A 13,624-nucleotide genomic window follows, 5' to 3' on the forward strand; every position below is an offset into this window, starting at 1 on the left:
CAGCGGCTCGGAGGTGGTGACCAGGTCCCGCAGCGGATGGCGGGCCAGGACCTCGTCCACCTCCGGCGTCAGCGCCGCCGCCAACCGCGCCGCCGCCGGGCGGTTCTCGTCCCGCAGGGCGGCGACGGCCGCGAGGATCACGTCCCGGCGGCCCTCCTCCACGGGCACCCCGGCGGCCGCCCTCTCGTACAGGCGCGCGCCCTCCTCCAGCACGACGTCCGTGTCCATGCCCGCGGGGATCTTGATCTGCGCATGATGGCGCCAGGTGCTGACCGGGTCGCCCCACGCCTCCACCGTGAACGACCACAGGCCGGGCTCCCCGGCGGTGACCTCGGCGCCCCACCGGTCCGTCCCCGGAGCCAGCTCACGCATCGGCGTCCACGGCCCGGGACGGCCCTCGGGATCCTTCAGGACGACATTGGCGGCGACCGCGTCGTGCCCCTCCCGGAACACGGTCGCCGAGATCTCGAACGTCTCGCCGGTCACGGCCTTGGCCGGTCGGCGTCCGCGCTGGACGACCGGGCGGACATCGAGAACGGGTATGCGCCCGACGGCGGTCGCCTCGCCCACGGGGGGTGGTTCAGGGACCTGCGGACCGGCGTCGGCCGGGCGCGCGGGGCGTGGCTCGCCGGCGGGCGCGCGCGCCCCGGTGCGGCGGGTGGGGGATGGTGACGAATGGTGCTTGGCGGGCATGACCGCTCCTGTCCGCGTCAACGTGGGTGGGCGGATGGCTGTGGGGAGATGGGTCCTGCATGGTGCTCCTGAGAGGGGTACCCGGAGGAGCCTTCCCACCCTATTCGGGTGGGCAATCCGGCACTTTGTTAACTACTCACGCGTATGTCGACACACAAGACCGGCCTCGTCCGCGACGGACGAGGCCGGCCCCTGCGCGTGGCTGCTCCTTCGCCCTAGCCGTGCGCCACCCGCAGTGACTTGTCCGGTGAGCCGGGACCCCGGCCGGAGATCTTCCCGGTCGCCGCTCCCTCGGTCAGAGCCCTCGTGACCTGGGCCGGAGCCGCTTTCGGATGATCGGCCAGATACAGCGCGGCCGCTCCCGCGGCGTGCGGTGCCGCCATCGAGGTACCCGAGAAGGTGGCCCGTGCGGTGTCGCTCGCGGCTGACGCCGAGGTGATGCCCACGCCCGGGGCGAACAGATCGAGGGCCGGACCGTGGTTGGAGAAGGCCGGTTTTGCATCCCTCCGGTCGGTCGCGCCGACCGTGATCGCCTGCTTGACGCTCGCCGGGGAGTACCCGCCGGCCGGCCTGCCGTCGTTGCCCGCGGCGACCGTGTAGGTCACGCCGGAGGCGATGGAGGCGCGGACGGCGGCGTCCAGCCGCTCGTTGCGCGGGCCGCCCAGGCTGAGGTTGGCGACGGCGGGTTTCCTCGCGTGCCGGGTCACCCAGTCGATCCCCGCGATCACCCGGGCCGTGGTGCCCGCCCCCGCCGCGTCGAGGACGCGCACGGAGACGACACGGGCCCGCTTGGCGACACCGTGGGCCCTCCCGGCGACCGTGCCGGCGATGTGCGTGCCGTGGCCGTTGGCGTCCGACGCGACCTTGTCGTTCCCGACGAAGTCCCAGCCGTGGCTCGCCCGGCCGCCGAAGTCCCGGTGCGTGGTCCGGACACCGGTGTCGATCACGTACACGCTCACCCCGGAGCCCGCCGAATCGGGAGAGGTGTAGCTCCGGTCCAGCGGCAGGCCCGTCTGGTCGACGCGGTCCAGGCCCCAGGAGGGCGGCTCGGCCTGAGTGCGCTCCAGCCGTACGCGGGTGTCCTGGACGACCGAGGCGACCCGGGGATCGGCGGCGAGCCGCCCGGCCCGTCTCTCGTCGGTCCTGATCGCGTAGCCGTTCAGGACGGTGCCGTAGGTGTGGCTGATGTGCACCCCGTACTTCTCGGCGAGGGCCTTACCGGCCGCCGATGCCGCCCGGGTGCCCTCCTTCAGTGTCACCAGGTAACTTCCGTGCACGGAGCCGGGCTGTCCGGCGCCGAGTATCCGCCCCTCCGGTACGGCGTGCGCGGGCAGGGTGGTGGCCGAAAACGCCGCGGCACCGATCGCCGCCGCCAGGCCCCCTGTCCAGCGCAGACGCCGTGTGCGCGTCCGTGCCATGGTCCGAGTTCCCCTCCTCGACTCGGCGTACGGCTGCCGCGCGGCGCCGCGTACGGCAGGCGCGGGCCCGGTACGCCAGGGGCAGCCTCTCGTGGTGTGTGAAGCGCCACAAGGACGCCTATGGGGGCGGAATCGGCCATATCCGCGGATGGGACGGTTCCGGACGATCGGGGATTGGGTGCAGGAGCTTCACCGGTGGCGGCACCGACGCCGGTACTGTCGTAGGTGACGTCGATGAAGCCCTGTGTCAGAACCCTGCGTCATCCCGCGAACGCGCCGAGGTGGAACCCGTGAAGGCGATCCGTCGATTCACCGTCCGACCCGTTCTCCCCGACCCCCTCCGGCCGCTCAGTGATCTGGCCCGCAATCTGCGCTGGTCGTGGCATGCGGAGACCCGTGACCTGTTCCAGTCCGTCGATCCCGAGCGCTGGGCCGCCTCGGGCGGCGACCCGGTCCGGCTGCTGGGCAGCGTGCCGCCCGCACGGCTCGCGGACCTGGCCCAAGACCGCCGCTTCCTGCGCCGCCTCGCCGCGGTCGCGGGCGATCTGAACGACTACATGACCGCCGAGCGCTGGTACCAGGCCCAGCCCGACGAACTCCCCGCCGCGATCGCCTACTTCTCGCCCGAGTTCGGCATCACGGCCGCCCTGCCCCAGTACTCCGGCGGCCTCGGCATCCTGGCCGGCGACCATCTGAAGGCCGCCAGCGACCTCGGTGTCCCGCTGATCGGCGTCGGCCTGCTCTACCGGCACGGCTACTTCCGCCAGACCCTGTCCCGGGACGGCTGGCAGCAGGAGCACTACCCCGTGCTCGACCCCAACGAGCTGCCCGTGGTCCTCCTGGAGGAGGCCGACGGCACCCCCGCCCAGGTCGCCCTCGCCCTGCCCGGTGGCAGGCAGCTGCACGCCCGGATCTGGCTGGCGCAGGTCGGCCGGGTCCCGCTGCTGATGCTGGACTCGGACGTCGAGGAGAACGACCTCGGCGAGCGCGGCGTCACCGACCGGCTCTACGGCGGCGGCAGCGAGCACCGGCTGCTCCAGGAGATGCTGCTCGGCATAGGAGGGGTCCGGGCGGTGCGCACGTACTGCCGGCTGACCGGGCACCCCGCGCCGGAGGTGTTCCACACGAACGAGGGACACGCCGGGTTCCTCGGTCTGGAACGCATCGCCGAGCTCTGCTCGCAGGGCCTGGACTTCGACTCGGCGCTGGAGGCGGTCCGCGCCGGGACCGTCTTCACCACCCACACCCCCGTCCCGGCCGGCATCGACCGCTTCGACCGCGAGCTGGTCGCCCGCCACTTCGGCCCCGACGCCGAGCTGCCCCGCATCGACGTCGAGCGCGTCCTCAAGCTGGGCATGGAGACGTACCCCGGCGGCGAGCCCAACCTGTTCAACATGGCCGTGATGGGCCTGCGCCTGGCCCAGCGCGCCAACGGTGTCTCCCTGCTCCACGGCAATGTCAGCCGCGAGATGTTCTCCGGCCTGTGGCCCGGGTTCGACGCCGACGAGGTACCCATCACCTCCGTGACCAACGGGGTGCACGCCCCCACCTGGGTCGCCCCCGAGGTGTTCCGGCTCGGCGCCCGGCAGATCGGCGTCCACCGCGCCGAGGACGCCCTGACCGTCGGCGGCTCGGACCGCTGGGACGCGGTGGCGGACATCCCCGACCAGGAGATCTGGGAACTGCGGCGGGGCCTGCGCGAGCAGCTCGTGACGGAGGTGCGGGAGCGGCTGCGGGCCTCCTGGCGGCAGCGCGGCGCCGGCACGGCCGAGCTGGGCTGGATCGACGGCGTACTCGACCCGGACGTCCTCACCATCGGCTTCGCGCGGCGCGTCCCGTCGTACAAGCGCCTGACGCTGATGCTGCGCGACCGCGACCGGCTGATGGACCTGCTGCTGCATCCCGAGCGGCCGATCCAGATCGTCGTGGCCGGCAAGGCGCACCCCGCGGACGACGGCGGGAAGCGGCTGGTGCAGGAGCTGGTGCGGTTCGCGGACGATCCGCGGGTACGGCACCGGATCGTGTTCCTCCCGGACTACGGCATGGGGATGGCGCAGAAGCTGTACCCGGGGTGCGACATCTGGCTGAACAACCCGCTCAGGCCGCTGGAGGCCTGCGGCACGTCCGGGATGAAGGCGGCGCTCAACGGCTGTCTGAATCTGTCCGTCCTGGACGGTTGGTGGGACGAGTGGTTCCAGCCGGACTTCGGCTGGGCCATCCCCACGGCCGACGGTGTGGGGACCGACCCGGACCACCGCGACGACATAGAGGCCGCGGCGCTGTACGACCTGCTGGAGCAGCGGGTGACGCCGCGCTTCTACGAGCGCGGCGGGCAGAGCGGGCTGCCCGACCGGTGGATCGAGATGGTCCGCCAGACGCTGAGCCTGCTCGGGCCGAAGGTGCTGGCCGGGCGCATGGTCCGGGAGTACGTGGAGCGGCTCTACGCGCCCGCCGCGCTCTCCCACCGGTCCATGGGCCCGGACGCGGCGCGCGATCTCGCCGAGTGGAAGACCAGGGTGCGGGCGGCGTGGCCGGGGGTCACCGTCGACCATGTGGAGACGTCGGCGTCGGAGGTGCTGGCGGAGCTGGGGACGACGCTGGGTCTGCGGGTAAGGGTCGGCCTCGGGGATCTCGGGCCGGACGACGTGGAGGTGCAGGCGGTTTCCGGGCGGGTGGACGAGGAGGACCACATCGCTGACGCGGCGGTCGTTCCGTTGAAGCCGGTGGGGTCTCCCGACAAGGACGGGCGCTGGGTTTATGAGGGGCCCTTGTCACTGGATCGCACCGGGCCTTTTGGGTATACGGTGCGGATCCTTCCCGCGCATCGGCTGTTGGCCTCTAGTGCGGAGTTGGGGCTTGTGGCCGGGCCGAGCGAGGAACTGGTGGAGGCTGCGGGGTTGTTGATGCGTTGAGTGTTGTCTGCGGGTGCGTGGGGGCTGGTCGCGCAGTTCCCCGCGCCCCTACGGACGCTGCCCCTCGGTCAGTCCAAGAGTCCCTGGTTGGCCAAATCCCGCAGGACCGTGCCGCACCTGCGTGCGTACGCGTGCTGGAAGCCCCTGGTCGCCGGGCCGCCGGCCCTTGCGTACCACTTCGCGCCGCGGCTGAAGGCGTTCACGGTCAGCCAGACCGTGCCGTCTCCCGTGCGGTCCACGACGAAGGACTCCTCGCCGCACTCGGGGTGGCCGGGCAACGTGCCGTAGGCCCAGCCGGCGCGGCGGGGTTCCTCGATCGTCCACACGACACGGCAGGGAGCCTTGATCATGCCGGCCAGGGTGACAGTGACGTCGACACCGGGGGCGGCCCGGTCCGCGCCGGCGTCGATGCCGACGCCCAGGGCCCGGTGCATCTCCCAGGTGAGCACCGCCTCCGAGGCCCGGCGGAAGACCTCCTCGCCCTCGCCGAGGCGCGTGCGCACGTTCATGGGATGGAAGCCCGGCGGGCAGAAGCCCTGGTCGCGGGTGGCGCCGACATCGGCGTAGGTGAAGTCCTTCGGATCCGCATAAGACACGGTCACCAAGAGTAGGGCGGTACCCGGGTCCGCCTTCGGTCCGGGTACCGCCCGAGGTGGTGCCTCGGTCAGCCGACGTTGACGGCGGACCAGGCGGCCGCGACCGCCTTGTACTCGGTGCTGGACGCGCCGTAGAGCGCCGAGGCCGCGTTCAGGGTCGCCGTGCGGGCGCCCGCGTACTTGGTCGTCGACGTCATGTACGTCGTCAGCGCCTTGTACCAGATCTGCAGCGCCTTGGTGCGGCCGATGCCGGTGACCGTGGAGCCGTTGGACGTCGGCGAGTTGTAGGTCACGCCGTTGATGGTCTTCGAGCCGCTGCCCTCGGACAGCAGGTAGAAGAAGTGGTTGGCGGGGCCGGAGGAGTAGTGGACGTCGAGGCCGCCCAGGCCGGCCGACCAGGCGTCGGCCGAGTCGCCGTCCTTGCTGGGCTTGTCCATGTAGCGCAGCGGGGAGCCGTCGCCGCGGATGTCGATCTCCTCGCCGATGAGGTAGTCACCGACGTCGGAGGCGTTGCCCGCGAAGAACTCCGCGCCCGCGCCGAAGATGTCGCTGGTCGCCTCGTTCAGGCCGCCGGACTCGCCGCTGTAGTTGAGGCGTGCCGTGGCCGCGGTCAGGCCGTGGCTCATCTCGTGGGCGGCCACGTCGAGCGAGGTCAGCGGGTGGGTGTTGCCCGAACCGTCGCCGTAGGTCATGCAGAAGCAGCTGTCCGACCAGAAGGCGTTGACGTAGCTGTTGCCGTAGTGGACGCGCGAGTAGGCCGCCTTGCCGTCGTTGCGGATACCGCTGCGGCCGAAGGTGCTCTTGTAGAAGTCCCAGGTCACCTGGGCGCCGTAGTGCGCGTCGGCGGCGGCGGTCTCCAGGTTGGACGGGTTGCCGTCGCCCCAGACGTCGTCGGAGCCGGAGAAGAGCGTGCCGGTGCCGGAGGTGCCGCGGTTCAGGTTGTACGTCTTGTGGCCGCCGCGCGTGCCGTCCGTGAGGTTGTACGAGGACCCGGACTTGGTGGTGCCGAGGGTGACCTTGCCGCTGTACGTGGTGTTGCCCGTGCCGGTCTCGATGCCCTGGTACTCGTAGAGCTTCTTGCCGGTGGCGGCGTCGGTGACGACGTGCAGCTCGTTCGGGGTGCCGTCCTCCTGGAGGCCGCCGACGACCGTCTCGTAGGCGAGGGTGGGCTTGCCGTCGGCCGCCCAGATCACCTTGCGGGGCGTGGAGTTCGCCTCGGTCTTCTCCGAGCCGGCCGCCTTGGCGAGCGTCACGGCCTGCTTCTCGGCCTTGGCGGCGGTGACGGCGGGCTTGAGCGAGTCGACCGCGAGCTTCGCCTTCGTCGCTCTGGTGACGCCCTGGGGCGCGCCGGACTTCGACGCGTGCACCACGAGGTCGCCGCCGAGGACCGGCAGGCCCGCGTAGGTGCGCTCGTAGCGGGTGTGGACCGTGCCGTCGGCGTCCTTCACGACGTCTCTGACGACCAGCTTCTCCTGTGCGCCGAGGCCTATCGCGTCGGCGGTCTTCGCGGCGTCCGCCTGCTGCTCCTTGATCAAGGCGGTGCGGGCGGGCGCGGTGAGCAGGACGGGAGCGGCTGCGAGAGCCGGCTTGGAGGAGGCGTCGGCGGCGGCGCTGCTGCCGGAGGTCAGACCGGTGGTGAGCAGGGCACCGGCCGCGACGGCGGTGGCGATGGCGAGCGTGGTGCGCTTGTGACGCGCGTAGAGAGAGGTGGACACACAAGCTCCTCGGTGTGGGGGAAGTGCTGTGGTGCTGTGCGGCGGGTGGGGGAAGAGTGGCACTTGAGACGCGTACATGTCAGGACTGCGCGTGATGTTGGCCGGAAATCGACGGCGAGGTGTACGCCCGGACACGTGAAGCGGGCGCCGTCCCGGGGGAGTCGAACCCGCCGGGGCGGCGCCCTGTCCTGGGCGGACCGCGAACGGGCCTACGGGAAGGTGAGCTTCCAGCTGTTGATGTATCCGGTGTCGCGGGCGGCGTTGTCCTGGACCCGCAGCTGCCAGACGCCGTTGGCGGCCTCGGACGAGGCGTTCACCGTGTAGGTGGTGGCGATGTTGTCCGCGCTGCCGCCGGTGCCGTAGCCCTTCAGCGTGTACGCCGTGCCGTCGGGGGCGACCAGCTCCACCTTCAGGTCACCGATGTAGGTGTGGACGATGTCCACGGCGACCTGGAGGTTGGACGGCGCGTTGCCCGTCCGGCCGGAGACGGTGACGGACGAGGTGACCGCCGCGCCCCGGTCGGGGATCGCCACGTCCGCGGTGTTCTCGAAGGACGTACCGCCGCCGCCTCCGCCGCCGGAGCGGGTGCCGACGTTCACGCCCGCCCACGCGTCCTGGACCGCCTTGTACTCGGCGCTGTCGGTGCCGTAGAGCTCACCGGCCGCCGCGAGGGTGCCGGTGCGGGCGCCCGCGTAGTTGGTGGTCGAGGTGAACTTCGTGGTCAGCGCGCGGAACCAGATCTTCTCCGCCTTGTCCCGGCCGATGCCGGTGACCGCAAGGCCGTCCGAGGTGGGCGAGTCGTAACTGACACCGTTGATGGTCTTGGTGCCGCTGCCCTCGCTCAGCAGGTAGAAGAAGTGGTTCGCGGGGCCCGAGGAGTAGTGCACGTCGATCGAGCCGATGCCCGAGTACCAGGCGTCCTTGGACGCGCCGTCCTTGCTGGGCTTGTCCATGTAGCGCAGCGGGGTGCCGTCGCCGTTGATGTCGATCTCCTCGCCGATGAGGTAGTCACCGACGTCGGAGGAGTTCTTCGCGTAGAACTCGACGGTCGAGCCGAAGATGTCGCTGGTCGCCTCGTTCAGACCGCCGGACTCTCCGCTGTAGTTGAGGCCCGCGGTGTTGGAGGTGAGCCCGTGGGTCATCTCGTGCGCGGCCACGTCGATCGACGTCAGCGGGTTCGCGTTGCCCGAGCCGTCGCCGTACGTCATGCAGAAGCAGCTGTCCGACCAGAACGCGTTGACGTAGTTGTTGCCGTAGTGGACGCGGGAGTACGCGCCCACGCCGTCGCCGCGTATGCCGCTGCGGCCGTGCACGTTCTTGTAGTAGTCCCACGTCAGGGCGGCGCCGTAGTGGGCGTCGGCGCCGGCGGACTCCAGGTTGGAGGGGCTGCCGTTGCCCCAGACGTCGTCCGGGCCGGAGAAGAGGGTGCCGGTGCCGGAGGTGCCGCGGTTGAGGTTGTACGTCTTGTGGTTGCCGCGGGCGCCGTCGGTGAGGTTGTACGCCGAACCGGACTGGGTGGTGGTGAGGTCGACCGTGCCGGAGTACACCGTGTTGCCGGTGCCGGTCTCGATCGCCTCCCACGCGTACAGCTGCTCGCCGGTGGTGGCGTCGGTGACCACGTGCAGTTCCTGCGGGGTGCCGTCGTGCTGGAAACCGCCGACGACGGTCTCGTAGGCCACGACCGGCTTGCCGTTGCCGGCCCAGATCACCTTGCGGGGCTCGCGGTTGACGCCGGGGCTCTTGGCCTTCTCGGCCTTGCTCGCGGCCAGGGCCTGCTGCCGGGCCTGCGCGGCGGGCACCGCGGCCTTCGTCGTGGCCGGCTTGATCGCGGCGCGGGTGGCCTTCACGACGGAGGCGGTGGCGTCCGCCTTCGTGCTCCGGACGACCAGGTCGCCGCCGAGGACCGGCAGGCCGTCGTAGGTGCGCTCGTAGCGCGTGTGCACGGCGCCGTCGCGGTCCTTGAGGACGTCGCGGACGACCAGCTTCTCCTTGGCGCCGAGGCCCAGGTCCTTCGCGGTCCGCGCCGTGCCGGCGTCGGCCGCGCGGATCAGCGCGGCGCGCTGGGCGGGGGTGAGCCGGACCGATTCCGAGCCGGGGTTCGCCTTGCTCGCGGCCGACGGTGCCATCGTGGGGGCCGCGGTGGCGGTGCCGCTCTGCACGGCGGCGGCGATCAGCGCGGCGACGCCGGCGAGGGCCACGGCCGCGGTACGGCGGGGGGTGTGGGGAGTGCGTCTGTGGGAGGTGCTTCTTCGCGAGGAACTGCTTCTCAACACTGGCTCCTTCTGCGGGACCGGGGGTCGCCCGGCCTGGGGAGGTGGAGGTGTTGCTGTGGGGTTGCCGTGGAGCAGTCGTGGGAAGCGTGGCAGGCGAGCGCGCTTTCTGTCAGGGGCGCGTCAAGACTATGGCCGGAAACGGTTCGTTGACCGGAAAGCCGTGTTCGCTATGCGGACGGTCGCCAGGGCCTACGCCAGGCTGTCCCGCCAGGCCCGGTGCAGATCCGCGAACCTGCCCGTGCCCGCGATCAGTTGGGCCGGTTTCCCGTCCTCGACGATGCTTCCGTGTTCCATCACCAGGACGCGGTCCGCGATCTCGACGGTCGACAGCCGGTGCGCGATGACCACCGCCGTACGGCCCTTCAGCACCGTCGCCATCGCCCGCTGCACCGCGCGCTCGCCCGGGACGTCCAGCGAGCTGGTCGCCTCATCGAGGATCAGCACCGCCGGATCGGCCAGCAACGCCCGTGCGAACGCGACCAGTTGCCGCTGACCGGCCGAGATACGGCCGCCCCGCTTGCGTACGTCGGTGTCGTAGCCGTCGGGCAGGGAGCTGATGAAGTCGTGCGCGCCGATCTCCTTCGCCGCGCGCTCCATCTCCTCGCGGGAGGCGTCCGGCCGGCCGATCGCGATGTTGTCGGCGACCGTGCCGGAGAACAGGAAGGCCTCCTGCGTCACCATGACCACCCCGCGCCGCAGTTCGGGCACGGCGAGGTCGCGCAGGTCCACGCCGTCCAGCAGCACCCGGCCCTCGGACGGGTCGTAGAACCGGGCGAGCAACTTGGCCAGCGTCGACTTGCCGGCGCCCGTGGAACCGACGACCGCGACCGTCTGCCCGGCCGGGATCGTCAGGTCGAAACGGGGCAGCACCTCGCCGCCGGTGCGGTAGCCGAAGCGGACGCCGTCGAAGACCACGTCGCGGCCGGGGTGTTCGCTCTCGAGCGGCGGGAGCTGCCGCGGCGTGGCCGGCTCGGGGACCGACGGGGTCTGGGCGAGCAGCCCGGCGATCTTCTCCAGCGAGGCCGCCGCCGACTGGTACGAGTTGAGGAACATGCCGAGCCGGTCGATCGGGTCGTACAGGCGCCGCAGGTACAGCACGGCCGCCGCCAGCACACCGAGGGCCAGCGTGCCGTCCGCGACCCGGTAGGCGCCCCACAGCACGATCGAGGCGACCGCCGTGTTGGCGACCAGCCGCGAACCGGTGACGTACCGGGCCATCTCCAGCGTCGCGTCGCCGTTGGTCCGCTCGTGCCGCCGGTTGAGCGCGCCGAAATCCGCGTCGTTGACGGCCTCGCGGCGGAAGGCGCGCACCGGTCGGATGCCGTTCATGGTCTCGACGAACTTGACGATGACGGCCGCGGTCGCCGTCGACCGTGCCCGGTACACCCGGCCGGCCCGCCGCTGATACCACCGCACGAGCGCGTGGAGGGGCACCAGGGACGCGACCGCGACACCGCCGAGGCCCAGGTCGAGCCAGAGGAGCATGGCCGAGATGTAGACGAAGGACAGGATGACCGTCACGAGCTCCTGGAGGCCCTCGTCGAGCAGCTCGCGCAGCGACTCCACATCCGTGGTCGAGCGGGAGATGAGCCGGCCCGAGGTGTAGCGCTCGTGGAAGTCGACACTCAGCGCCTGCGCGTGGCGGAAGATCCGGCCTCGCAGGTCCAGCAGCACGTCCTGGCTGACGCGGGCCGCGGCGGCGACGAACGCGAACTGGAGCCCGCCCGCGGCCAGCGCGCACGCCAGATAGCCGGCGGCCACCGCGATCAGCGGACCGTTGTCCTGCGCCCGGAACGCCGGCACGGCACGGTCGATGGCGTACGCCACGAGCAGCGGGCCCGCCTGCACGACCGCCTGCTGGAGCAGCAGCAGGAGCGTCGTGACCGTGACGCGGGCCTTCATGGGCGCGAGCAGGGAGCGCAGCAGGGCGGCGGTGGCGCCCGGGGGCGTGGGCAGGACGTCCCGGTCGAAGGGGTCGCCGGTGGCCGGGGTACGGGCGTCGTCTTTCCCGCCGCCGGGCTTCTTGGTGTCGGGCTTCTCGTCGCCGGGTGTCCGGTTGGGTTTCCCGCCCTCGGGCGTCCCGTCGGCCGGTGCGGTAGTGGCCGCCGTCATCGTGCGCCCTCCTGTTCGGCCGGCTGTTCCCCGGACGGTTCGCCTGGCTGATCTCCGGCCTGTTCGCCGGACATCAAGTGCGCGTACTCCGCGTTCGTACGCAGCAGTTCGTGGTGGGTGCCGACCGCGGTGATCCGGCCGCCGGACAGCAGGGCGACCCGGTCGGCGAGCAGCACGGTGGACGGGCGGTGGGCCACGATCAGGGCGGTGGTGTCCGCGAGGACCCGCCGCAGGGCGGCCTCCACGGCGGCCTCCGTGTGCACGTCCAGGGCCGACAGCGGGTCGTCCAGGACGAGGAACTCCGGCTGCCCGACGACGGCTCTGGCCAGTGCCAGCCGCTGCCGCTGCCCGCCGGAGAGGCTGTGGCCCTGCTCGCCGACCTGGGTGTCCGTCCCCTGCGGCAGCGCGTACACGAAGTCGGCCTGGGCGACGGCCAGGGCGCGCTCCAGCTCGGCCGGACCGGCCGTGTCGCCGGCGCCCATGAGAACGTTGTCGGCGACCGCGGCCGAGAAGAGCGTGGGCTCCTCGAAGGCGACCGCGACCCTGGCACGCAGCTCCTGCCGGGACAGGGTCGTGATGTCGACGCCGTCGAGGGTGATGCGGCCCGAAGTCACCTCGTAGAAGCGGGGGATGAGCGCGGTGAGGGTCGTCTTGCCGCTGCCCGTCGTGCCGACCAGGGCCATGGACTCGCCGGGGCGGACGTGGAGGTCGATCCCGGCCAGGACGGGAGGGGAGTGGGGCGGGGCGTCGGGGTAGCGGAAGGTGACGTCGTGGAACTGGAGACCGGGCCGGGCAGCGGGCAGCGGCGCCGCGTCACCGGCACTCCCCGGCTCCTCCGTCCCCTCGTCCATCACCTCGAAATACCGCTCCGTCGCCGTCGCCGCCTCCTGGCTCATCGCCAGCAGGAAGCCGATCGACTCCACCGGCCACCGCAACGCCAGCGCCGTGGACAGGAACGCCACCAGCGTCCCCGCCGACAGCCCCCCGTCGGCCACCTGCACCACCCCGACCACCAGCGCCGCCCCGATCGCGACCTCCGGCAGCGTCACGATGACGCCCCAGATCGTCGCCAGCAGCCGCGCCTTGCGCAGCTCGGTGCCGCGCAGCGTCCCCGACAGCTCCCGGAAGGCCCGGGCCTGGCTGCGGTGCCGGCCGAAGCCCTTGATGATGCGGACGCCGAGCACGCTCTCCTCGACGACCGTGGTCAGGTCGCCGACCTGGTCCTGGGCGAGCCGGGCCACCTTGGCATACCGCTTCTCGAAGATCACGCAGGTGACCATGACGGGCACGGCGGGCCCGAGGATCACCAGCCCCAGCGTCCAGTCCTGGAGCAGCATGATGACCACGCCGACGAGGATCGTCACGCTGTTGACCAGCAGGAACGTCAGCGGGAAGGCGAGGAACATGCGCAGCAGCATCAGGTCCGTCGTCCCCCGGGACAGCAACTGCCCCGAGGCCCACCGGTCGTGGAAGGCCACCGGCAGCCGCTGGAGGTGCCGGTACAGGGCCGCCCGCATGGACGCCTCGACATGGGCGAGCGGCCGGGCCACCAGCCACCGCCGCAGCCCGAACAGCAGGGCCTCGGCGAAGCCGAGCAGCAGCAGGTACAGCGCGCCGAGCCACACCCCGCCCGGGTCCCGGTCGGCGATCGGCCCGTCCACCATCCACTTCAGGACGAGCGGGATCACCAGGCCCACGCAGGAGGCCAGTATCGCGACGAACGCGGCGGTGAACAGCCGCATCCGCACGGGCCGCACATACGGCCACAGGCGCAGCAGCGTACGCACGGTGGAACGGTTCCGGGTGGGGGCGGGTGTGGTGGCCATCAGCAGCGAGCCTACGGAACGCCACTGACACTGCCCACCGGGTTTCCGCCGTAACGAACTCGGGTGCAGGTCCTGCGAC

8 protein-coding genes are annotated in these 13,624 nt (G+C 71.7%); 1 reads left to right on the forward strand and 7 read right to left on the reverse strand.

What is annotated here, in order from left to right; all coding sequences use genetic code 11:
• Positions 1-693, reverse strand: a 693-nt coding sequence (locus tag ACIBL4_RS28055) for a maltotransferase domain-containing protein (protein WP_399414593.1), incomplete at its 3' end; no start/stop codon positions are given.
• Between the two features lie 215 nt (positions 694-908).
• Complete coding sequence (locus ACIBL4_RS28060; RefSeq protein ID WP_399414595.1) at positions 909-2,111, reverse strand: S8 family peptidase; 1,203 nt, start codon at positions 2,109-2,111, stop codon at positions 909-911.
• A 290-nt stretch (positions 2,112-2,401) separates the two neighbouring features.
• Here ACIBL4_RS28060 and ACIBL4_RS28065 point away from each other — a divergent pair, with 290 nt between their 5' ends.
• Positions 2,402-5,023, forward strand: a complete 2,622-nt coding sequence (locus ACIBL4_RS28065) for a glycosyltransferase family 1 protein (protein WP_399414596.1) — start codon at positions 2,402-2,404, stop codon at positions 5,021-5,023.
• 68 nt (positions 5,024-5,091) lie between these two features.
• On the opposite strand, the gene ACIBL4_RS28070 is transcribed toward ACIBL4_RS28065, so the two are convergent.
• The 5 genes from ACIBL4_RS28070 to ACIBL4_RS28090 form a co-directional block, all read right to left on the reverse strand.
• Positions 5,092-5,625, reverse strand: coding sequence for a DUF1990 domain-containing protein (locus ACIBL4_RS28070; RefSeq protein WP_356929867.1), 534 nt, complete (start codon positions 5,623-5,625; stop codon positions 5,092-5,094).
• A 62-nt stretch (positions 5,626-5,687) separates the two neighbouring features.
• On the reverse strand, positions 5,688-7,334 hold the full coding sequence (locus ACIBL4_RS28075; protein ID WP_399414597.1) for a M4 family metallopeptidase: 1,647 nt from the start codon (positions 7,332-7,334) through the stop codon (positions 5,688-5,690).
• A 209-nt stretch (positions 7,335-7,543) separates the two neighbouring features.
• Complete coding sequence (locus tag ACIBL4_RS28080) at positions 7,544-9,604, reverse strand: M4 family metallopeptidase (RefSeq protein WP_399414598.1); 2,061 nt, start codon at positions 9,602-9,604, stop codon at positions 7,544-7,546.
• 192 nt (positions 9,605-9,796) lie between these two features.
• Complete coding sequence (locus ACIBL4_RS28085; RefSeq protein WP_399414599.1) at positions 9,797-11,719, reverse strand: ABC transporter ATP-binding protein; 1,923 nt, start codon at positions 11,717-11,719, stop codon at positions 9,797-9,799.
• The gene (locus tag ACIBL4_RS28090; RefSeq protein WP_399414600.1) at positions 11,716-13,545 is read right to left on the reverse strand and encodes an ABC transporter ATP-binding protein; all 1,830 of its coding nucleotides are present in this window, start codon (positions 13,543-13,545) and stop codon (positions 11,716-11,718) included. Before ACIBL4_RS28090 ends, ACIBL4_RS28085 begins: the two co-directional genes overlap by 4 nt.
• Positions 13,546-13,624: the final 79 nt, after the last annotated feature.

Origin of the sequence: Streptomyces sp. NPDC050416, assembly GCF_044458845.1 — a bacterium.
Lineage (GTDB): Bacteria > Actinomycetota > Actinomycetes > Streptomycetales > Streptomycetaceae > Streptomyces.